Annotated in this window: 17 protein-coding genes; 8 read left to right on the top strand and 9 right to left on the bottom strand. The window is 75.0% G+C overall.

All coding sequences use genetic code 11. The features are described from left to right. Positions 1-87 precede the first annotated feature (87 nt). Together IEZ31_RS22425 and IEZ31_RS22420 are read left to right on the top strand one after the other, a co-directional pair. Positions 88-924, top strand: coding sequence for a helix-turn-helix transcriptional regulator (locus IEZ31_RS22425; RefSeq protein ID WP_190251889.1), 837 nt, complete (start codon positions 88-90; stop codon positions 922-924). Positions 925-1,518: 594 nt separating this feature from the next. Continuing rightward, the gene (locus IEZ31_RS22420; protein ID WP_190251888.1) at positions 1,519-2,946 is read left to right on the top strand and encodes a glycosyl hydrolase family 18 protein; all 1,428 of its coding nucleotides are present in this window, start codon (positions 1,519-1,521) and stop codon (positions 2,944-2,946) included. A gap of 62 nt (positions 2,947-3,008) precedes the next feature. Here IEZ31_RS22420 and IEZ31_RS22415 read toward each other — a convergent pair whose 3' ends face one another. Beyond that, positions 3,009-4,193, bottom strand: a complete 1,185-nt coding sequence (locus tag IEZ31_RS22415; protein WP_190251887.1) for a cytochrome P450 family protein — start codon at positions 4,191-4,193, stop codon at positions 3,009-3,011. A 125-nt stretch (positions 4,194-4,318) separates the two neighbouring features. Between IEZ31_RS22415 and IEZ31_RS22410 the strand changes: the two genes are divergently transcribed. Then, on the top strand, positions 4,319-4,954 hold the full coding sequence (locus IEZ31_RS22410) for a hemerythrin domain-containing protein (protein WP_190251886.1): 636 nt from the start codon (positions 4,319-4,321) through the stop codon (positions 4,952-4,954). Positions 4,955-5,245: 291 nt separating this feature from the next. On the opposite strand, the gene IEZ31_RS22405 is transcribed toward IEZ31_RS22410, so the two are convergent. The 5 genes from IEZ31_RS22405 to IEZ31_RS22385 form a co-directional block, all read right to left on the bottom strand. After that, positions 5,246-8,446: an ATP-binding protein gene (locus tag IEZ31_RS22405; protein WP_190251885.1), complete on the bottom strand. Its 3,201-nt coding sequence runs from the start codon at positions 8,444-8,446 to the stop codon at positions 5,246-5,248. After that, positions 8,446-9,384, bottom strand: coding sequence for a ribose-phosphate diphosphokinase (locus tag IEZ31_RS22400; protein ID WP_190251884.1), 939 nt, complete (start codon positions 9,382-9,384; stop codon positions 8,446-8,448). Before IEZ31_RS22400 ends, IEZ31_RS22405 begins: the two co-directional genes overlap by 1 nt. Before the next feature lie 29 nt (positions 9,385-9,413). Beyond that, positions 9,414-10,679, bottom strand: a complete 1,266-nt coding sequence (locus IEZ31_RS22395) for a glutamate-cysteine ligase family protein (RefSeq protein WP_190251883.1) — start codon at positions 10,677-10,679, stop codon at positions 9,414-9,416. A gap of 240 nt (positions 10,680-10,919) precedes the next feature. Beyond that, entirely contained in the window at positions 10,920-11,381 is a 462-nt protein-coding gene (locus IEZ31_RS22390; protein WP_190251882.1) for a CAP domain-containing protein, read from the bottom strand. 159 nt (positions 11,382-11,540) lie between these two features. Beyond that, positions 11,541-13,643, bottom strand: coding sequence for an ATP-binding protein (locus IEZ31_RS22385; protein ID WP_190251881.1), 2,103 nt, complete (start codon positions 13,641-13,643; stop codon positions 11,541-11,543). 89 nt (positions 13,644-13,732) lie between these two features. On the opposite strand from IEZ31_RS22385, the gene IEZ31_RS22380 reads away from it, so the two are divergent. From IEZ31_RS22380 to IEZ31_RS22365, 4 genes are read left to right on the top strand one after another with little or no spacing between them, the layout of a single operon-like run. Then, positions 13,733-14,356, top strand: a complete 624-nt coding sequence (locus IEZ31_RS22380; RefSeq protein ID WP_190251880.1) for an NADPH-dependent F420 reductase — start codon at positions 13,733-13,735, stop codon at positions 14,354-14,356. Positions 14,357-14,366: 10 nt separating this feature from the next. Next, positions 14,367-14,666 (top strand): hypothetical protein, encoded by a 300-nt coding sequence (locus IEZ31_RS22375; protein ID WP_190251879.1) that lies wholly within the window; start codon positions 14,367-14,369, stop codon positions 14,664-14,666. 57 nt (positions 14,667-14,723) lie between these two features. Next, a complete protein-coding gene (locus IEZ31_RS22370; protein WP_190251878.1) occupies positions 14,724-15,473 on the top strand; it encodes a PP2C family protein-serine/threonine phosphatase in 750 nt (249 codons plus the stop codon). Positions 15,474-15,491: 18 nt separating this feature from the next. Continuing rightward, positions 15,492-16,124: a pentapeptide repeat-containing protein gene (locus IEZ31_RS22365; RefSeq protein ID WP_190251877.1), complete on the top strand. Its 633-nt coding sequence runs from the start codon at positions 15,492-15,494 to the stop codon at positions 16,122-16,124. Here the strand turns inward: IEZ31_RS22365 and IEZ31_RS22360 are convergent. Beyond that, entirely contained in the window at positions 16,116-16,982 is an 867-nt protein-coding gene (locus tag IEZ31_RS22360; RefSeq protein WP_190251876.1) for a DUF72 domain-containing protein, read from the bottom strand. The genes IEZ31_RS22365 and IEZ31_RS22360 overlap by 9 nt on opposite strands. A gap of 10 nt (positions 16,983-16,992) precedes the next feature. On the opposite strand from IEZ31_RS22360, the gene IEZ31_RS22355 reads away from it, so the two are divergent. Then, entirely contained in the window at positions 16,993-18,111 is a 1,119-nt protein-coding gene (locus IEZ31_RS22355) for a winged helix DNA-binding domain-containing protein (RefSeq protein ID WP_229835738.1), read from the top strand. On the opposite strand, the gene IEZ31_RS22350 is transcribed toward IEZ31_RS22355, so the two are convergent. Both IEZ31_RS22350 and IEZ31_RS22345 read right to left on the bottom strand, forming a co-directional pair. Further along, positions 18,060-19,034 (bottom strand): CU044_5270 family protein, encoded by a 975-nt coding sequence (locus IEZ31_RS22350; protein WP_190251874.1) that lies wholly within the window; start codon positions 19,032-19,034, stop codon positions 18,060-18,062. The genes IEZ31_RS22355 and IEZ31_RS22350 overlap by 52 nt on opposite strands. Positions 19,035-19,054: 20 nt before the next feature. After that, complete coding sequence (locus IEZ31_RS22345) at positions 19,055-19,564, bottom strand: RNA polymerase sigma factor (RefSeq protein ID WP_190251873.1); 510 nt, start codon at positions 19,562-19,564, stop codon at positions 19,055-19,057. Positions 19,565-20,042 lie beyond the last annotated feature (478 nt).

The raw sequence follows: 20,042 nt of genomic DNA, 5'->3' as shown, positions 1-20,042 counted from the left end.
CGCCCGGCGGCCCGGCACCATCGGAGCGTGTTCCCTAGGAGCGGCGCTCCCTGGCTACGGCGCCGCGCACCGGGGCACGATGGGCGCATGCAGCGTGACGACCTCGCCGACTTCCTGCGCCGCCGCCGGCTGGCGATCAACCCCGGCGACGTCGGCCTGTCCGAGGGGCCCCGGCGGCGCACGGCCGGCCTGCGCCGCGAGGAGGTCGCCATGCTCGCCGGCATGTCCACCGACTACGTCGTGCGCCTCGAGCAGGGCCGCAGCGCCCAGCCGTCGGCGCAGCTGCTCACCGCCCTGGCCCGGGCGCTGCGCCTCAGCGACGACGAGCGCGACCACCTGTTCCACCTCGCCGGCCACCGCCCGCCGCCGTCCGGCGGCGCCGAGGCCCACGCCCGCGCCGGCCTGCTGCGGATGCTCGACCTGCTCGGCGACACGGCGGCGATGGTGGTGTCCGACCTCGGCGAGACGCTCGCGCAGAACCGGATGAGCACGCTCCTCATGGGCGACCAGACGGCGCTGCGGGGCGACCGGCGGTACCGCATCTGGCGCTGGTTCACCGATCCCGGGGTCCGCGTCGTGCACCCGCCCGAGGAGGAGGGGTACCACTCCCGCGCGATGGTCGCCGACCTGCGCGCGACCGCGGCCCGCCGCGCCGGCGACGCGGACGTCGAGGGCCTGGTGCGGCGGCTGCGGGCCGCGAGCCCGGAGTTCGCGTCGCTGTGGGACGAGCACCGGGTCGCGGTCCGGCGGGCCGACCGGAAGACGATCGTGCACCGGCAGGTGGGGCCGGTCCGGGTGGACTGCGAGACGCTGATGACACCGGACCAGGGGCAGTACCTGCTGGTGTACACGCCGACGGCCGGCACCGACGCGGCCGAGAAGCTGGCGCTGCTCGCGGTGGTGGGGCTGCAGCAGTTCGCCTGACGCCGGCCGGTGGGTTGCGGTCGTCGGATATGTCCGGCACTGCGCGCCTGACATATCCGACATTTCGGTTATGTCTGCTCGGTCGAAGTGCCCATGGGCGACCCGGGCGGGCGCCCATGATCGATGGAGAGTTCCGGTCGCCATGGCAGCCAGAAGTCTCCATCGATCATCAGCCCGCCGGCTCCGCGGCCCGGCGCCGCCCGCGCGGTGGGTGGGTGGTGGCGGTCGCTGCCGCCGCGTCTGCGCCCCGGTGGCAGCGACCCGCGTCTGGGCCGCGGTCCGTGGTGCCGGTGCGGTTCGCCCCGCTTGCCTGCCCTGACTGGGGCGCGTCCTCGCCCCGGCGCCGCGGGTGGCGCCTTTTGACCTGGTCAGGCACCCTTTCGCCAGCTCGGCGGACCTTTTTTATCGACCTTAATCAAGACTTACATTGACAGCTGATAGTTAACTTTCCTATCGTCTCAGCCACCTGTCATCGCACCGCGCTCCTGGACCTCCGCCGCCGCCCCCGACCGTCGCCGCCCGCGACGAGGTGGTGGGGTTCGCGGGCTGACCCACCACGCCCTGGAGCCGGTCGACCCACCCGAAGGAGCACCCATGCCCTCCCACTCGGAGTCCGGGACCGCCCGTCCCGGACGCCACCGGGCGCGCCGGTCGGCCCTGGCGGCCGGCGCTCTCGCGGTGGCCACGGCCGCCGTGGGCGCTGTCGTCGCCCTGGCGAGCCAGCCGTCCGCCGACGCCGCCGTGCTGCCCAACGGCTTCAAGAGCGTCGGCTACATGCCGTCCTGGGCCGGCAGCGCGACCGCCATCCAGTACAGCAAGCTCACCCACATCAACTATGCCTTCATCCTGCCCAACAGCAACGGCAGCCTGCAGGGCCTCGACAACCCGTCGAAGCTCCAGCAGATCGTCTCGCTGGGCCACGCGGCCGGGGTCAAGGTGTCGATCGCCGTCGGTGGCTGGAACGACGGCAACGACTCGGGCTTCGAGGGCATGGCCGGCAACGCCACCGCCCGCACGGCCTTCGTCAACAACATCGTCAACCTGGTCAACCAGTACAACCTCGACGGTGTCGACATCGACTGGGAGTACCCGGACCCGGGCACGTCCGGCAACAACTACACGGCGCTGATGTCCCAGCTCAGCACCGCCATGCACAGCCGGGGCAAGCTGCTCACCGCGGCCGTGGTGTCCGAGGGCGGCACCGCCAACGGGGTGCAGCCGGCGGTGTTCGGCTACGTGGACTGGCTGAACATCATGGCGTACGACGGGGGCAGCCCGCACGCCAACTACGACTGGGCGATCAACTCGGTCAACTTCTGGAAGGGCCGCGGCCTGCCCGCGTCGAAGGCCGTCCTGGGCGTGCCGTTCTACTCGCGGCCGAACTACTACACGTTCGCCGACCTGGTGGCCCGCGACCCGGCCAACGCCAACCGGGACTGCACCACGGTCAACGGCTCCAACGAGTGCTACAACGGCCTGCCCACGATCCGCCGCAAGACCCAGTGGGCCATGGCCAACGCCGGCGGCATCATGAACTGGGAGCTGTCCCAGGACGCGACCGGCGCGAACTCGCTGGTGTCGGCGATCTACACCACCGCGACCGGCGGCACGACGCAGCCGCCGACCACCCCGCCGACCGGCCGCACGGGCCGCATCACGGGCCTGGCCGGCAAGTGCGTGGACGTCGCCGCGGCGTCGACGGCCAACGGGGCGGCGATCCAGCTGTACACCTGCAACGGCACCAATGCCCAGAACTGGACCGTCGCCACGGACGGGACGCTGCGGGCCCTCGGCAAGTGCATGGACGTGACGAGCGCCGGCACCGCCAACGGCACGAAGATCCAGCTCTGGGACTGCAACGGCACGGGCGCCCAGGTCTGGCAGAGCCAGTCCGACGGCACCCTGCGCAACCCCGCGTCGAGCAAGTGCCTCGACGTCACCGACAACAGCTCGGCCGACGGCGCGAGGCTGCAGATCTGGGACTGCTTCGCCGGCGCGAACCAGCGCTGGACCCTGCCGTAACCGAGGGGTGTGATGGAGGCGGCGGCCCTTCCTCGGGGGAGGGCCGCCGCTTCGCCGGTACCTCAGGCGAGGTCGACCGGCAGGGCCGTGGTGCCGTGGATCAGCACGCCCGGGCGCCAGACCAGCTCCTCGGCCGGGACGGCCAGGCGCATCGACGGGAACGCCGACAGCAGGTCGGTGAACGCCACCTGGGCCTCCAGGCGGGCCAGCGGCGCGCCCAGGCAGTAGTGGATGCCGTGGCCGAACGCCAGGTGCTGGTTCTCCGGGCGGGACAGGTCGAAGCGGTCGGGGTCGGGGAAGCGGTCGGGGTCGCGGTTCGGGCCGAGCAGGGAGATGCCGACCAGGGCGCCGCGCGGGATGGTGACCTCGCCGAAGGTCACCGGCTCGACCGCGGTGCGGAACGTCGCGGTCTCGACCGGGCTCTCCAGCCGCAGGAACTCCTCGACCGCGGCCGGGATCAGGGTCGGGTCCGCGATCAGGCGCTTGTGGTCGTCGGGGTGGGTGAGCAGGGTGTACATCCCGTTGCCGATCAGGTTGACCGTGGTCTCGTGGCCGGCGAGCAGCAGCAGGAACACCATCGACGTCAGCTCGTCCTCGCTGAGCCGGTCGCCCTCGTCGCGGGTGGCGATGAGGCCGCTGAGCAGGTCGTCGGCCGGATCGGCGCGCTTGGTGGCGATGAGCTTCATGAGGTACCCCAGGAAGGCCGCCGCCGCCTCGGGCACCCCGGCGGTGCTGGCCGAGCCGCCGACCATCACCGACGTCCAGCGCCGGAAGTCGGCCTGGTCCGCGAGCGGCACGCCGAGCAGCTCGCAGATGACCTGGATCGGCAGCTGGACCGCGTAGTCCTCGACGAGGTCCGCCGACGGCCGGCCGCGCATCCCGTCGACGAGGGCGGCGCTGAGCTGCTCGATCCGTGGGCGCAACTCCTCGACGCGCCGGGCCGTGAACACCTTTGCGACCAGCCGCCGCAACCGCGTGTGGTCGGGCGGGTCGTTGGCCAGCAGATGGCGGGTGAGCGGCGAACTCACATTGTTGTCCGTGACCGCCTTCGCGTTGTCGGTCGCGCCCTGTCGCTTGGAGAAGCGCGGGTCGCCGAGCGCCGCCTTGGCGTCGGCATAGCGGGTGACCAGCCAGATCTCCGAGCCGGTCGGGAGCGTGAGGCGATGCACTGGCGCCTGCTCCCGCAGGGCCGCGTAGACCGGAAATGGATTGTTCCAGAACTCCTGCGTGAACAGCGTCGTCGTCACCTATTCACCGTAACGAATCGCGGCCCGGACCGAGATCGCCCACGCGGCCGGTGTTCGCCAAGCGCGTCTTAAGTCGTCGCCAACCACGCCGCGGTCCCCTGACGATCGACGAAAGGGGAACCGACATGCCGAACCTGCTGGGCATCACCATCAACCACCGCTCGATGCGCGGGGACACGCGCCGCTTCGCCGAGCTGGTGCGGGGCATCGCCGCCGGGACGACGCCGAACCCGGCTTCGCGGGCGCGGGCGATCCAGCGGTACCTCGTGAGCCTCATCGACGGCATTCACCATCATCACCGGGCGGAGGACGAGGTGCTGTGGCCCGTGCTGGAGCGGGTCGCCGGTGCGGAGGTCGACCTGGCCGAGCTGACCGACGACCACGCGCAGCTCGACCCGCTGCTCGACCGGATGCGCACCGAGGCGGCCGCGCTCGCCGCCGCGCCGGACGACCGGGCCGCGGCCGGGCGCCTCGCGACCAGCCTGGAGACGCTGCGCGACCTGCTCGACGAGCACATCGAGGACGAGGAGCGCACGATCTTCCCGATCATCGAGCGCTACGTCCCGGAGGCCGACTGGCAGCGCGTGGAGACGGCGGTGCGCAAGGGCTCGACGGCGGGGTTCGAGCTGCCGCGCATCGAGCGGTACGCGACCGAGGCCGAGCTGGCCGAGCTGCGCCGCGTCGCCGGGCCGGTGCTGCTCGTGATGCTGGCCCTGACCCGCCCGGGCTTCCGCCGCCGCGAGAAGCTGATCTTCGGCTGACCGCCCGCCGGCTCGCTCGCAAACGTAGACGTTGGTCGATCTACCCTCATGATGATCGCGGATCGAGAGGGTAGATCGACCAACGTCTGTGCGCAGCGGGCCCACGCCGCCAGCGGGCCCACGCCGCCAGCGGGCCCGGCGGGCCCGGCGGGCCCAGTGGGGCCCAGCGCGCCCGGCGGGCCCAGCGGGCCCAGCGCGCCCGGCGGGAGCGCGCCGTGGACGTGCGGGGGTGCCGGAGCGCCGTCGGCCCGCGCGGCCGGGTGCGCGACGCCGAGCCCCCGATCAGTGCGGTCAGCGTGGCCCGGCCGCCTCGGCGGCCCAGTGGGCGGCGCCGACCGAGTCGGCCAGCGCGCGAGCCGCCGCGAAGTGCCGCCCGGCCGCCGCCGGGTCGCCGAGCGTCGTGGCGAGCCGGCCCAGCACCAGGTCCACCGGCGGGCCGCCGATCGTGCCGCTGGCCAGCCCGACGAACTGCCCCGCCCACGGCAGCAGCGCCTCGTAGCACCGCGCCGACCACGCGGCGTCGCCCAGCGCGGCGGCGTTCTCGGCGCGCAGGCCCATCCAGGTCAACCAGTAGTAGTCCGCCCGCACCGCGATCGCGTCCGGGGCCCACACCGCGCGGGCCTCGTCCAGGCGGCCGGCATCGACGAGGGCGCGGGTGATCATGTCGTTCGCCTCGCCGGGCGCGATCGTGGCGATCGGCTCCAGCTGGGGCAGCATGGTGTGGGCCGCGTGCTGGGCGAGCCGGACGAAGAATACGCCCAGCAGGCCCACCTCGGCGGCGTTCGGCTGGCCGGCGCGCTCGATGCGGTCGACGAGCTCGAGGTACAGCCGCTCGGCCGTGGCGAAGTCGCCGGCGAACAGGGCGCGGATGGCGCCCAGGATCGACAGCACGGACAGCGTGATGCCGAGCTGGCCGGCGGTGGAGCGGTGCAGGGCCTCGTCGATGTGGGACTGGGCGGCGGCGAAGTCGTTGCGTTCGAGGGCCGCCTGGAACAGCACGTGGTGGGCCTGGGCCTGGAACCCGGGCAGCCCGGCCCGCCCGGCCACGTCCAGCAGCTCGGCGCCGACCGCGGGCAGCTCGTGGCGGCGCTGCGGGTTGAGCACGGCGAAGTACCGCGCGTTGAGCGCCTGGCACCGCAGCGCCCAGTCGTCGCCGGCCAGCGCCACCGCCTCCGCGCTGGCGTCGGCGCACCGCGTGGTGTCGTCGCCCTCCAGCTCGTACACCAGCGACACCAGCAGCCGGCAGCGCACGTCCGGCGGCGGTGGCGGGTCCGCGGCCAGGGCCGCCTCCAGCAGCGCCACGAGCGGCGCGTCGACGACCCGGGCCGGGCGGATCGACCAGGCCACCGGCGCGTCGAACGCGGTCAGTGCCCGGTGCAGCGCCGCCGGCGCGCCGAGGGCCCGCGCGGCGGCGACCGCCTCGGCCCGGGCGGCGCGGGCGCCGGTCATGTCGCCGGCGTGGGCCCGGGCCGAGACGAGGCCGCACAGCAGGTCGAGGCGCACCGACGGGTCCGGGGCGTCGAGCCGGCCCAGCGCGTCCAGCGCGCCGCTCCACAGGGTCGCGGCCTCGTCGTGGGCGTGCAGCGCGGCGGCCTGCCGGGCGGCGGCCGCGGCGTGCCCGGCGGTGCGGGCCGCCGTCGCCGCCGACACCGACGCGAGCGCGTGGTGGGCGAGCGCGGCCGCGTCGGCCGGCCGGACCCGTTCGAGGGTGGCGAGGACCCGCTCGTGCAGCCGGCGGCGGCGCAGCAGCGGCATGTCGGCGTACAGCAGTTCGCGCAGCAGCGCGTGGGTGAACCGCACCTGCCCGGGCGCGGGCTCTTCGAGCAGCCCGGCGAGTACCCCCGCCTCGAGGCCGTCGAGCACGGTGTCGTCGGCATCGGAGGCGGACCCGACGGCCGCTTCCAGCACGTCGACGTCGACGTCCCGGCCGACGACGGCGGCCTGCCGCAGGACGGTCTGGGCCGGCGCGGGCAGCCGGCTGAGCCGCCGCCGCAGGACGTGCCCGATGCCCGAGGGGATCGCCTGGACCGCGCTCGCCGCGCCCTCGGCGGAGATGAGCCGGGCGGTCTCGGCCAGGAACAGCGGGTTCCCGCCGGTGCGGGCGTGGACCACGGCGGCCGTGTCCGGGTCGAGGTCGTCGCCGAGGTGGGACCGCAGCAGCCGCGCGGCGTCGCCGGCGCCGAGCCCGGCGAGCTCCAGCTCGGCCGACCGCGGCCCGGCCAGCGCCGCCCGGGCCGCGGCGAGCGCGGCGCCGCCCTCACCGGGCCGATGGGTGGCCGCGACGAGCACCGGCCGCCCGGCCAGGGCGACCGCGACGTGCCGCAGCACCTGCAGCGTCTCGCCGTCGGCCCGGTGGACGTCGTCGAGCACGACGAGCAGCGGCCCGCCGTCGCCGAGCCGTTCGGTCGCGGCCTGGGCGAGCTCGAAGCTCGCCTCGACCACGCCGAGGATCTCCGTCCAGGCCCAGGCGGGCGGCGCCCCGTCGACCTCCGGGCAGCGCCCCCACAGCACCCGCCAGCCGCGCCCGGCCGCCCGCGCGGCGAACATCCGCAGCAGCGTGGTCTTGCCCGCGCCGGCCTCGCCGCCGACCCAGACGACCCGCAGCCCGTGCCGTTCGGCCGCGTCGGCCTCCCGCCCGAGCCGGTCGAGCTCGTCGTCGCGCCCGACCGCGACGTCGGGGCCGGGCTCGACGGCCTGGCGTTCGGGCAGCGCCTCCGGTACCGGCGAGGACAGGTGGTCGGCGTGCGCCAGGACGTCGGCCTCGATGGCCCGCAGCGCCGGGCCGGGGTCGACGCCGAGCTCGTCGGCGAGCCGCTCCCGCGCGGCCCGCAGCGCGGCGAGCGCGTCGGCCTGCCGTCCCGCCCGGTACAGGGCCGTGGCCAGCAGCGCCACCGCCTGTTCGCGCAGCGGGTGCGCCTGCACGTGGCGTTCCAGCTCCGGTACCGCGAGCGCCGCCCGCCCCAGCCGCAGCGCGACCTGCCCGGCCGTCTCGACACAGACCAGCCGCAGCTCCTCCAGCCGGGCCGCCTCGGGCACCGCCCACGGCTCGTCGCGGAACTCGGCGTACGCCGGCCCGGCCCACACCGCCAGGGCCTCCTGCAGCAGCGCGTCGGCGGCGGCCGGATCGCCGGCCGCGAGCGGCGCGGCCCGGCGCAGCAGGTCCTCGAAGTGCCAGGCGTCGACGGCGGCGGCGGGCAGGCGCAGCGCGTACCCGGGCGCCGCCGACACCACGACCCGCGCCGGCGTGCGCGGCGCGCGGCCGGGCTCCAGGACCCGGCGCAGGTTCGACACGTACACCTGCAGGGCGGCCATCGCCTTCGGCGGCGGCTCGCCCTGCCACAGGTCGTCGACGAACCGGTCGGCGGGCACGACGTGGCCGCCCGCGGCGACCAGCCGGGCCAGCACCGCCCGCTGGCGGGGGCCGCCGAGGTCGAGCGCCGCGCCGCCGAGCGAGGCCCGCAGCGGGCCGAGCGCACCGATCTGTAACGACATCAGTGGAACAGCGAGCTGACCGACTCGCCGTTGTGGATGCGCCGCATCGCCTCGGCCATCGCCGGGGCGATCGACAGCACCCTCAGGTTGGGGACCAGCTTCTCCTTCGGGATCGGCACGCTGTTGGTGCAGACGATCTCCAGCACGTCGGGCTGGGCGGCGATCCGGTCGAGCGCGCCGTCGGTGAACAGCCCGTGGGTGCAGGCGACCCGGATGCTGGCCACGCCCCGCTCGCGCAGCTTGCCGATGAGCTCGATGACCGTGCTGCCGCGGGCGATCTCGTCGTCGAGGACGATGACGTCCTTGCCCTCGATGTCGCCGATGACGGTGCTGATGACGACCCGGTCGTCGGAGAAGCGCTGCTTGGCGCCGGCCGCCACCGGCACCCCCAGCATCCGCGCGAACGCCGAGGCCGGCTTGGCGTTGCCGAGGTCCGGCGACACCACGACGGTGTTGGACAGGTCGTGGCTGCGGAAGTGCCCGGCCAGCTCACGCAGCGCGTGCAGGTGGTCGACCGGCACGCTGAAGAACCCGTGGACCTGCGGCGAGTGCAGGGTGAGGGTCAGCACCCGCGACGCGCCAGCCGCGCTGAGCAGGTCGGCGACCAGCCGGCCGCCGATCGAGATGCGCGGCTCGTCCTTCTTGTCGGACCGCGCGTAGGCGTAGTGGGACATCACGACCGTCGTGCGCGCCGCCGACGCGCCCCGCGCCGCGTCGAGCATGAGCAGCAGCTCCACGAGGTGCTCCTGGACGGGCGGGACGAGCGGCTGGATCAGGAACACGTCCCGCTCCCGGCAGTTGGCCTGCAGCTGCACCTCGAGGCAGTCGTTGGCGAACCGGTCGATCCGCACGGGCAGCAGGGGCACCTGCAGCTGCGCGCAGATCTCCTCGGCCAGCCCCGGGTGGGCACTGCCACTGAACACGGCGATGTCCCGCAATGGGATGGCTCCTCGCAGAGGGCGATAGGTCATCCCGTTGATACCACACCCAGTCGCCGGCCGGTCTCGGCACGCACGTCGTCGGCCGGGCAACGCCCCCGCAGGACGTACCGGTCGGTGAACGCGGCCACGGCGTCGCGCACCGCCAGCGGCGCACCCTGGCGGGCGAGCACCTCCCCGGCGGCCGTGAAGCAGGCCAGGGCGGCGCCGGCCAGGGCCGGGTCGGCCAGCCCGTCGCGCGCGGCGGTGATCCAGTCGCGATGCCGGCGCAGCGGCGAGCGCAGGTGCTCGGTCGCGTCGGCCGCGGCCTGGGCGCCCTCGGGGTCGTCGAGCAGGGCCGTGACGACCGCGACCGGGACCGTCCAGCCGTCGCCGGGCTGCTGGTCGATCATGCGCAGCTCGAGGTACCCGCGTGGGCGCACCGGCGGCACGAGCGTCCCGAGGTGCCGTTCCAGGTCGTCCAGGGTGACCGGGCGGGGTCCGTGGCCGCGCAGCCAGTCCCGCATCGTCAGCCCGGACGGCACCGTCCACGGGTCCGGCCCGGGCTGGGCGATCATCGCGACCCCGGCGGCCAGCGCGTACCGCGACCAGTCCCGCCGCGGGTCCACGCTGCGCCGGGGCGCCCGGGTGCGGCGGGCGTCGGTGCCGAAGCGCAGCGCCTGCCGGTACGACACCCACCGCCGGCCCGACCGGGTGACGTGCGGCGAGTTGGCGAACGCGGCCATGACCACCGGCCCGATCGCGTCGGCCAGCCACCAGCGGCGCCGGAAGTCGCTCCAGTCGCCGTCCTCGGTGCCCGCGTCGAGGCAGATCTGGATCGACGCCGAGTTGCACATGACGGCCCGGCCCTTCGGGCCCGAACGGTCGTGGTACTCGGCCAGCGCCACGTACCGCGGGTGATCCGTCACCAGCCGCGGCCGGCGCGCCATGTCCAGCCCGGTCCCGTCCAGCACCAGGCCGTGCGCGCCGAGCACGCCCCGCACCAGCTGCAGGTCGCCGGCGACCGCGGCCGCGCAGCTCGCGGTGTCCGCCCCGACCGCCGAGGACAGCTCCAGCTGCCCGCCCGGCTCGATCGTCACCGCGCTGCCGCCCGGCAGCGGGTTGCCCAGGTGGGCCAGCAGATCGAGCAGGCGGGCCGGCGCCGGCCGGTGCTGCGGGCGACGCGGGTCGCGCACGCAGTACTCCAGCTCGACGCCGACGCGGCCGACCGGCCCGACCCGGAAGCCGGCGGCGGCGACGTAGGCGGCCGCGGTGGCCTCGGTGAGCGGTGCGTCGTGCGGGTTCAGGTCGTTCATCGGCGGCCTCCCGGAAGCAGGGTGCACGCGGCCCAGGGCTGGTGGTGCGGTGGATGATGGCGGCGGGCCCCGGCCCGGCGGCGGGTGCCGGGCGAGGTGCATACCATTAGGCGGTCGCCGTGCCGTTCCTGTCCAGCGCTGCGGGACAACGCGCGATGAACACTCGATGGGAAACGGCTGGGCACACCGTGCTGTGCTGCGGCGGGGCCGCCCGCCGGGCCCGGCGAAGCGGGCGCTTGCTCAGCGGGGCGTCGCGAAGTCCTGGGTCCAGAACGGCACGCCCCGGCCGTTGTACACGACCGCCACCCCCACGTTCCGGAAGCGGCAGTCGAGGATGTTCGCCCGGTGCCCGGGGCTGCTCATCCAGTCGTCCATCACCTCACCGGCGCTGCGCTGCCCCCAGGCGATGTTCTCGCCGTACGCGGCCCACCGGTAGCCGGCCGCCCGCACCCGCACCCCGGTCGCCCCGTGCGAGAAGTACCCCTGCATCGCCATGTCCCGCGAGTGCGCCCACGCGGCGTGGTTGAGCCGCGCGTTGGCCGTCACCGGACCGCACCCCGCGCGTGCCCGCACGGCGTTGGTGATCGCGACGACCCCGCGCACCAGCCCGCCGGCATCGGCCCCGGCCGGCGCCGGGATCGCGACCCCCGTGGCGACCGCCCCCGCGGCCACCGTCACGGCGACACCCTTGCGGATTCCCATCTGCCCCTCCACGAAGTCCGGCGGATGAGCCGAACCTAGGGGATTGCCGGACGTTCGGGCAGAATCTCCGGAAACCCACCGTTTTGCACCCGATCTCCGCTACGGCACGCGCCGGCGCGGGTCGCCGACCGGCCCGGATTCACCCGTTCGTGGGGGTTTCTACCGGGACGCGGCCACCGGGGACGAGGCCGACGACAGCGGCAGCAGGTCGTCCAGGGCGGTGCGGGCGCCGAAGCGGTGGGCGCGGGCGTAGGTCGGCTCCGGCAGCGCCGCCTGCAGCGCCTCCTCGCAGGCCCGGCGCGCGGGCAGCTCGCAGGCCGGGGTCGGCGCCCCGATCTCGGTGCGGATCGCGTCCGCGGCCCCCAGCAGCGCCGCCGCGTGGGTCGGGTCGCCGGCGCGGCGGCGGGCCTCCGCGAGGGCCTCCAGGACGCTCGCCGTCCGCCAGCGGTCGCCGACGCGGCGGTGGATGGACAGGGCCGCGCGCAGGCGCTCCAGCGCGGCCGGGATGCGGTCCTCGGCCAGGTCGACCCGCGCGAGGAGGTCCTGGGCCCAGCCGATGCCCTCCGGGAACGACAGCTCGGTGAACCCGTCCAGGGCCTCGACCAGGTGGCGGCGGGCGCCCGCCTGGTCGCCGCGGAAGTGGGCGACCGCGCCCAGGTGGGTCAGGCAGGACGCCGCCGACTCGGCGTCGGCGAGGTCACGGAACGCGGTCAGGGACGCGTCCAGCAGCGCCGCGGCACCGTCGAGGTCGCCCGAGAGCCAGGCCGTCGCGCCGGCGAGCTGGGTCGCCCGGCCCTCGCCCCAGGCGTCGGCGGCCTCGCGGTACAGCTGGATCGCCTCCCGCAGGTGCGACGCCGACCGCGTGTAGCGGGCGCGCTCGCGCTCCACGCTGCCCAGGAGCGTGAGCAGCGGGCCCCGCGCGAGGCCGGAGGCGGCCGACAGGGCCTGGTGGGCGAGGTTCGCCGCGGCCGGGTAGTCGCACGACAGCATGGCGAGCGTGGCGGCGGCGCGGGCGGCCTCGGCGCGCAGGACGGCGGGGGCGTCGGGCCGGCGCGCCAGGGCGCCGGCGAGCCATTGCCGGCCCAGCTGATACCCCCCGATGAAGTGCTGGAAGGGTGCCATGGCGGTGGCGAGGCGCAGGTCGCCGGCGCCGGGGCGGGCCGACAGCCAGGCCATCGCGGCGCGCAGGTTGTCCTGCTCCAGGGTGAGCCGGCGCAGCCAGTCGCGCTGGCCGGGGCCGCGGATGCCCTCGGCGGCGCGCTCGGCCAGGTCGAGGTAGTGGGCGGCGTGGGCGTCGCGGGCGGCGGTGTCCTCGCCGGGGGCCTCGGCCAGGCGGGCGGCGGCGTACGCGGCGACGGTCTGCAGCATCCGGCCGCGGGGGCCGTCGTGCAGCAGCGACCGGTCGGCGAGCGCGGCGGTCAGGCCGGGGCGGTGCGCGGGCAGCGCGGCGACGGCCGCCGCGTCCCAGCCGCCCTGGAACACCGCGAGCTGGCGCAGCAGGGCCTGCTTGTCGGGGGAGAGCAGGTGGTAGCTCCAGTCGAGGGCGGCGCGCAGCGTGCGGTGGTGCTCGGGCCCGGTGGCCTTGGCGTCGGCGAGCACGCGGAAACGGTCGGTGAGCAGCCGGTGCACCTCGGGCACGCTGAGCAGCGCCGCCCGCGCCGCGGCCAGCTCGATCGCCAGGGGCAGCCCGTCGAGCGCCGCGCAGATCGCGGCCGCGGCCGGGCGGTGGGCGGCCGGCAGCGGGCGGCCGGTGCGCTCGAACGTGCGGGTCTCGAACAGCGTGAGCGCGGTGCCCTCGTCGAGCGGCTCCACGGCCAGGACCGTCTCGCCGGCCACGCCCAGCGCCTGGCGGCTCGTCACCAGCAGCCGCACCGCCGGCCTGGCCGCCAGCAGGCGCGCACAGAGCAGCGCGAGCGGCTCGGTCACGTGCTCGCAGTTGTCGAGGACCAGCAGCAGCGGCTCGTCACCCAGCTCGGCCAGCAGCGTGTCGGTGTCGTCGAGGTCGGCGCGGCGGGTGACGCCGAACGAGTCGAGCAGGAACCCGGGTGCACCGGCGGCGGGGTCCATCGTGGTGAGGTCGGCGAACCGGACCGCCCCGGGCGCCGAACCGGCCACGGCCAGCGCGAGGCGGGTCTTGCCGCTGCCCGCGGCGCCGACGAGGGTCAGGACCCGCCCGGACAGCAGGCGCGCGGCGGCCCGCAGCTCGGCCTCGCGGCCCACGAGCTGCGTGAGCGGACGCGGCAGGCCCGCGCCGGGATCCATCCGGCGACTGTACCGGCCGGCGTCGATCCGCGGGCACCAGCCGAAACGCCGGTGGGTAGGCATGCGGACGGGTGGGTATCGCCGTCCACATGAGGATCGGGATCATCGGCTCGGGCAACATCGGCGGCACGCTCACCCGCCGGTTCCGCGAACTCGGCCACGACGTGACGGTCGCCAACTCGCGGGGGCCGGGCTCGCTGGCCGGGCTGGCCGCGGAGACGGGAGCGACACCGGGCACCGCCGAGGAGGCCGTCAACGCCGGCGACCTGGTGGTCGTCGCCGTGCCGCTGCGTGCGGTACCGCAGCTGCCCACGGCCGCCTTCGCCGGGAAGCTCGTCGTGGACACCGACAACTACTACCCCCCGCGGGACGGGCGGGTCGCCGCCATCGAGGAGGGCACCACCTCCAGCCGGTGGACCGCGCGGCACCTGCCGGGCGCCGTCGTGGTGAAGGCGTTCAACAACATCCGCGCCGAGCACCTGCTCGGCCACGGCCGCCCGGCCGGCAGCGCGGGCCGCATCGCGCTCCCGGTCGCCGGGGACGACCCGGCCGCGAAGCGGACGGTGATGTCGCTCGTCGACGACCTCGGCTTCGACCCGGTCGACGCGGGCGGGCTCGACGACAGCTGGCGGCAGGAGCCCGAGACGCCGGTGTACGGTACGGATCGCGACGCCGACGGCGTCCGGGCCGGGCTGGCGGAAGCGACACACTGAGGGAAGACAGTTGGCGTTCCTGGTGGAGATGCCCGACGGCGGGTTCCTCGAGGTCGAGGAGCGCGACGACGTGACCCCCGACGAGGTGCTCGGCGTGCTCGGGGCCGCGCCGCTGGAAGGCACCGGCCTCATCACGTTCGGCGCGGTCGTGCGCACCGGGCTGGCCGAGGCCGAGCAGGACGACTTCGCCGACTGGCTGTTCGACCGGGTGGTGATGTTCGCCGAACTCGGTGGCGAGCGCGACGGCTGGGAGCGCCGCGACGACGGCACGTGGCAGATCGCCGCCTTCCGCGGGGAGGCACTGGGCTGAACGGCCGATGAACGGTGGGCCGCGTGGTCGATCGATGACCGGCTAGCCTAGACGTTGATGACGATCGAGGTCCAGGGTGCGGGGCGGCTGCTGCGGGTCGGCAGCGCCACCGAGGTCGGCCGGCGCTATCCGGCCAACTTCGACGTGCTCCACGCCACCCAGCTGCTGCGCCGGCCCGGGCTGTGCGCTGTCGTCGCCGACGGGATGGGCGCCGGCCAGGGCAGCCGCACCGCCGGCCGCACCGCCGTCGACGTCTTCACCTCCGCCGTGCAGGAGCATCGCGGCCCGTTCGAGCCGCGGCCGCTCTTCGCCGCGGTGGCCGACGCCCAGCGGCGGGTCCGCGCCGCCGGGCAGGAGCTGCGGGAGCTCACCGGCTGCACGCTCACCGCGCTGGTGGCCGACGCGACCGGGGCGTGGGTCACGCAGATCGGCGACTCCCGGGTGTATCGGCTGCGCGGCGGACTGCTGGAGCTGCTCACCATCGACCACACCGAGGCGTGGCTCGGCGCCGTCCACGGCTGGTTCCCGGCCGACTCGCCGCAGGCCGAGGCCGCGCGCTACCAGCTGCACCGCTTCATCGGCCATCCGGGGCTGCCCGAGCCGGACGTGCTGAGCGTGACGATGTTCCCGGGCGACGTCTACTGCCTGTGCACCGACGGTGTCGCCGAGCAGGTGCCGTATCGGCGGATGGAGCAGTTGCTCGGCTCCGGCGCCCCGCCGGACGTCATCGCCGCGTCGCTGGTGGCGGCGTCGCTGGAGGCCGGCGGCCGGGACAACGCGACCGCCGTGGTGGTTGCCGTCGCCTGACCGGGGCATTCTCGCGGCATGCGTCTGACGCCGCGCTCGGTGGGCGCCCTGTACCTGCTGGTCCTGGCCGTCGCCGCCGCGGTCCTCACCTGGACGGGCGATCCGGGCACCAGCCACGGCCGCCGCTGCGCCGCCCCGGGCGCGGTCGAGATGCCGGAGCGCGACATCGACGCCACCGACCTGAGCGAGCGCAAGCTGCGCTGCGCCGACCTGGAGCGCGCCACCCTCGACGGCGTGGTCAGCGAGGCCGACCTGCGCGGGGCGAACCTGCACCGGGCCCAGCTCACCGGCGCCGGCCTCACCGACGTGGACCTGTCGGGCGCCGACCTCACCCACGTGTCGGCCCGCGACGCCTCGCTCGACGGCGTCCGGCTGACCGGCGCCGACCTGCGCGACGCGTCGTTCCGCTCGGCCGAGTTCAACAACGCCGGCCTGGACAAGGCGCTGCTGGGCGGCGCCGACCTGCGCGACGCGGTGATCCGCCGCTCCGACCTGCGCGGCGCGGACCTGAGCGGGGCCGACCTGCGCGGCGCCGAGCTGTCCGACTCCGACCTGCGCGGCGCCCGCCTGAAGGGCGCCCGCCTCGACGGCGTCAGCTACGTCGACGTCCTGTGCCCGAACGGCAAGAAGTCGTCCGGCGGCTCATGCTGACAGCAGCTGCGTGAGCTGCGCAGCGTTGCGCTGGGCGTAGTCCCGGTAGCAGTTGTTCATGAGCGCGTGGGTCTGCTCCGCGTGGGTGGCCAGCTCGCGCAGCTTCGGGGCCCAGGTGCGCAGCTCGTCCGCGGAGTACTCGTAGCCGAACTTCTCGTGGATGTCCTTGCTCGCCCAGCGGCCGCTGTGGCCGTGGAAGCGCATCATGGCCAGGCCGGCGGTCGCCGCCAGGACCGGCGGCACCGACTCGCGGTGGCCCTGGGGCATGTCGACCGCCACGTACGGCAGCTCGTGGCGGCGCAGGAAGTCCAGCGTCTCGGCCGCGTTGTCGCCGTCGAACCAGGAGTGGTGGCGCAGCTCGACGGCCACCGGCAGCGGGCTGCAGCGGCGCTTGACCTCGACGAGGAAGTCCTTGTTCGAGCGGCGGATGGTGAACCACGGCGGGAACTGGAACAGCAGCGCGCCGAGCTTGCCGGCGTCCGCGAGCGGGTCGAGGGCGCTCAGGAACCGCGTCCACACGTCCTCGTACGCCTGGGGTTCGAGGTCCTTGGGGTACACACGCTGCTTCGGCGTCTCGGGGCGCAGGTCCTGGTAGATCGCCGCCGTCCGGGTCGGGTGCCCGGTGAGCAGGCTGAACGCCTTCACGTTGAACAGGAAGCCGGGCGGGGTGCGCTCGGCCCACAGCCGGGCGGTCTGCTCGGCCGGCGGGTGGTAGTAGGTGGCGTCGACCTCGACGAGCGGGAACTTCGACGCATAGTAGGCGAGCCGCTGCTCGGCGGAGTCGGTGCCCGGCGGATACCAGCCCGACGCCAGCAGCGTCGGGTCGGTCCAGGACGCGGTGCCGACGCGGATGGCCATATGCTGCATTGTGCTCTCCCTCGGCTGGAACGACGTCCTGAACTGGCGCTCCCGGCGCCAGCGCCTGCACCGCCCGGACGCGGACCCGACCGGCGTGGTCCGCGCCCTCGCCGGCGTGCAGGCCCAGGTCACCGCGTCCGCCGAGCAGGCCGTCGGGGCCCGCACCCCGTTGCCGGATCCGGCGCCGCTGCGCGCGGCCGTCGCCGACCGGCGGCTGGTGAAGACGTGGGCGGCCCGCGGCACCCTGCACCTGCTCGACGCCGCCGAGGCCCCCGCCCACCTGGCCCTCCTCGCCGCGGCCCGCACGTGGGAGAAGGGCGCCTGGCAGCGCACCTTCGTCACCGCGGACCAGCTGGCGAAGATCGCGGCCGCCGCCTGGGACATCCTCGACGGTACCGTCCTGAGCCGCGACGAGCTCACCACCGCGATCGTCGAGCACGCCGCCGACCCCTCGATCGAGGAGCACCTGCGCTCCGGGTGGGGCTCGGTGCTCAAGCCGCTCGCCTGGCAGGGCCTGCTCGTCTACGGCCCGAGCACCGACAACCGCGTCACGTTCACCCGCCCCGACACCTTCGTGCCCGGGTGGACCGCCCCGCCGACCCCGGAGTCCGCCGCCGAGGTCGTGATCCCGTCGTACCTCGGCGCCTACGGCCCCGCCTCACCCGCGACGTTCGACCAGTGGCTGATCCGCGGCCACTCGAAGAAGGCCCAGCTGAAGGCCTGGTTCGCCGCGCTCACGTCGGCGGGCGTGCTGAGCCGGGTCGACGTCGACGGCGAGGTCCTCTACGCGCGGACCGAGGATCTGGCGTCGCTGGCCGACCCGGAGCCCTTCGACGAGGTGCGCCTCCTGCCGGCCTTCGACCAGTTCGTCCTCGGCCCCGGCACGTCCGACGCCCGGGTGATCCCACCGGCCCGCCGCGCCGAGATCAGCCGCACGGCGGGCTGGATCGCCCCGGTGATCGCGTACCGCGGCCGCGTCTGCGGCACCTGGGAGCGCGCCGAGGCCGGCGTCGTCGTGAACGTGTTCCCGGAGCAGGGCCCGCTCCCTGCCCTGGACGCCGAGATCGCCCGGGTGGCTCAGGCCCCGGGCACGGCGGCCACCAGCTCCGACTCCAGGAACAGCACGTAGGTGGCGACGGCCGGGTAGGTCAGGTAGCCGAGCCGGCCCGGGTCCCTGGTGTAGACGAGCTCGTGGCTGAGCACGACCCCGGTGCGGCGGTCGACCACGAGCAGGTCCCGCTGCCCGCCCTGCTCGACCGCGAACGCCACACCGGCCCGCCCGCCCCGGTCGACGGTCTCCCCGGCGAGCACGAGCTCGGGCAGCCCCGCGAGCAGCCGCAGCGCCGCGATCCGGACGGCCGGCGGGAGGTACCAGTCGCGGCACACGTCGGCGATCCCCCGGACGACCGACTTCGGCCCGTTCTGCTCGGGCTGTACGGCGTAGATCTGCTCCCCGAGCCTTGCCGGGTCCGTGGCCGGTGGGCCGGCGACCGCGGGCCGGTGCCCCCCGGCTCCCTGCCGTTCGATGCTGGTCCCGGTCGGCAGCTCCGCCCGGTGCTCGGCCGGCAGCGGATCCGGCCAGGTCCGCTCGGGCGGCAGCCAGGCGATGTCGGTGCGCCCGGATCCGTCGGCCGCCAGCCAGTTCCGCGTCTCGAACGGCACGATCGCCGACCAGTTCGTGTCCTCGGAGGCCGTGAAGCTCAGCCCCCAGGACCGCATCCGCACGTGGTTGACGGAACTCGCCGTGGTGTCGCCGGGCAGCCGCCGCACGTTGTCGACGATCTCGTCCAGCACGGCCCGCGCGGCGGCGTTGTCCCCGCCCCCCGTGGTCGCCAGCATCGGCGGCGTGATCGCGTACGCCGGCACCGGCGCATCCCCCGGCAGCAGCGACAGCGCGGCAGCCCCGCAGACGACGGCGGCCGCGGCGACGAGCACCGTCCGCCGGCTCACCCACGGCCGCGCGGGCGCTCGATGCGGTTCGCGGTACTCGGGCAGCTCCCGGGCCGGGTCGGCGGGCGCCAGCTGCGCACGAACACTCTCTACCAGTCGCATTGCTCTCCTCCTTGCCGGCATCAGCGGCCTGTCCTGGTGGTGGCGTCGAGCGCTTTGAGCAGCCGGTTGCGGGCCCGGAACAACCGCACGGACAACGTGAGGGCGCTGCACCGCAGCGACACGGCCGCCTCCTGCACGCTGAGCCCGTCCCATCCGACGAGCATCAACAGCTCCCGGTCGGCCGCACTCAGCCGCAGCAGCGCCCGCCGGACGTCCACGACGTCGTCGACCCCGTCGAGCCCGCCGCCCCGCGACCCGTCCTCTTCCCCGAGCTCGACCAGCTGCGGCTGCCGCTGCCGATGCCGGAACTCGTTGGCGAGCAGGTTCCGCGCGACCCCGTACAACCACGGCCGGACCGGCTCGCGAACGCCGGCGTGCTGCCGCCAGAAGACGATGAACGCCTCCTGGGCCACCTCCTCGGCGGCGGTACGGTCACGGAGCCGCCGGTAGGCGTACAGCAGAACGTCGTTGAAGTGAGCCCGGTAGATCTCATCGAACCGCGCCGCCCGTTCGTCCGTGGAGAGGACCACATGCCAACCTTCCGATCATGAGTGCTCTACCCACGTTGTTGTCCGCCCGGCCGCAGCCATTACACCCAACTTCGAGCGCTTCTCTGCCTCCGCCCGCGCGCCCTCCGCCTCCGCCCGCGCGCTCTCCGCCCGCGCGCTCTCCGCCCGCGCGCCCGCGGGCTCTCTGCCTCCGCGATCTTGGAGTTGTGGTCCCGTATTTGTCGCAAATATCAGGACAAAGTTGGCACCACAACTCCAAGATCGCGGAGGTGGGGGAGCCGCAGCGGCGGTGGTCCATGCTTGCGGGCGGTGCGGGCAGTGCGGGCGGGAGCGGCGGGGGCGGGCTGCGGGGCGGGCTGCGATGGTGGGAAGCCGGCGCGGGCAGCGCGGGGTGCGGCGGGTGCGGAGCTCGGGGGTAGCGGGCTGTTGGCCGGGTGCTACTCCCTGGGTGCGGGTGTGCGGTGCCGGCCCGGCGGGGGCGTGGTGGCCGGTGCCTGCC

Source organism: Dactylosporangium sucinum, from assembly GCF_014647515.1.
In the GTDB taxonomy this organism is placed as follows: domain Bacteria; phylum Actinomycetota; class Actinomycetes; order Mycobacteriales; family Micromonosporaceae; genus Dactylosporangium; species Dactylosporangium sucinum.
Note: the sequence above shows the minus strand (reverse complement) of the source record. Positions and strands in the feature narration are given on the sequence as shown.

Bases quoted from the DNA above. Each gene is read 5' to 3' on its own strand.
- IEZ31_RS22385 (WP_190251881.1), bottom strand. From the start codon at position 13,643: ATGGATCCCGGCGCGGGCCTGCCGCGTCCGCTCACGCAGCTCGTGGGC.
- IEZ31_RS22360 (WP_190251876.1), bottom strand. From the start codon at position 16,982: ATGGCCATCCGCGTCGGCACCGCGTCCTGGACCGACCCGACGCTGCTG.
- IEZ31_RS22405 (WP_190251885.1), bottom strand. From the start codon at position 8,446: ATGTCGTTACAGATCGGTGCGCTCGGCCCGCTGCGGGCCTCGCTCGGC.
- IEZ31_RS22425 (WP_190251889.1), top strand. From the start codon at position 88: ATGCAGCGTGACGACCTCGCCGACTTCCTGCGCCGCCGCCGGCTGGCG.
- IEZ31_RS22395 (WP_190251883.1), bottom strand. From the start codon at position 10,679: ATGAACGACCTGAACCCGCACGACGCACCGCTCACCGAGGCCACCGCG.
- IEZ31_RS22350 (WP_190251874.1), bottom strand. From the start codon at position 19,034: ATGCGACTGGTAGAGAGTGTTCGTGCGCAGCTGGCGCCCGCCGACCCG.
- IEZ31_RS22420 (WP_190251888.1), top strand. From the start codon at position 1,519: ATGCCCTCCCACTCGGAGTCCGGGACCGCCCGTCCCGGACGCCACCGG.
- IEZ31_RS22370 (WP_190251878.1), top strand. From the start codon at position 14,724: ATGACGATCGAGGTCCAGGGTGCGGGGCGGCTGCTGCGGGTCGGCAGC.
- IEZ31_RS22365 (WP_190251877.1), top strand. From the start codon at position 15,492: ATGCGTCTGACGCCGCGCTCGGTGGGCGCCCTGTACCTGCTGGTCCTG.
- IEZ31_RS22390 (WP_190251882.1), bottom strand. From the start codon at position 11,381: ATGGGAATCCGCAAGGGTGTCGCCGTGACGGTGGCCGCGGGGGCGGTC.
- IEZ31_RS22410 (WP_190251886.1), top strand. From the start codon at position 4,319: ATGCCGAACCTGCTGGGCATCACCATCAACCACCGCTCGATGCGCGGG.
- IEZ31_RS22380 (WP_190251880.1), top strand. From the start codon at position 13,733: ATGAGGATCGGGATCATCGGCTCGGGCAACATCGGCGGCACGCTCACC.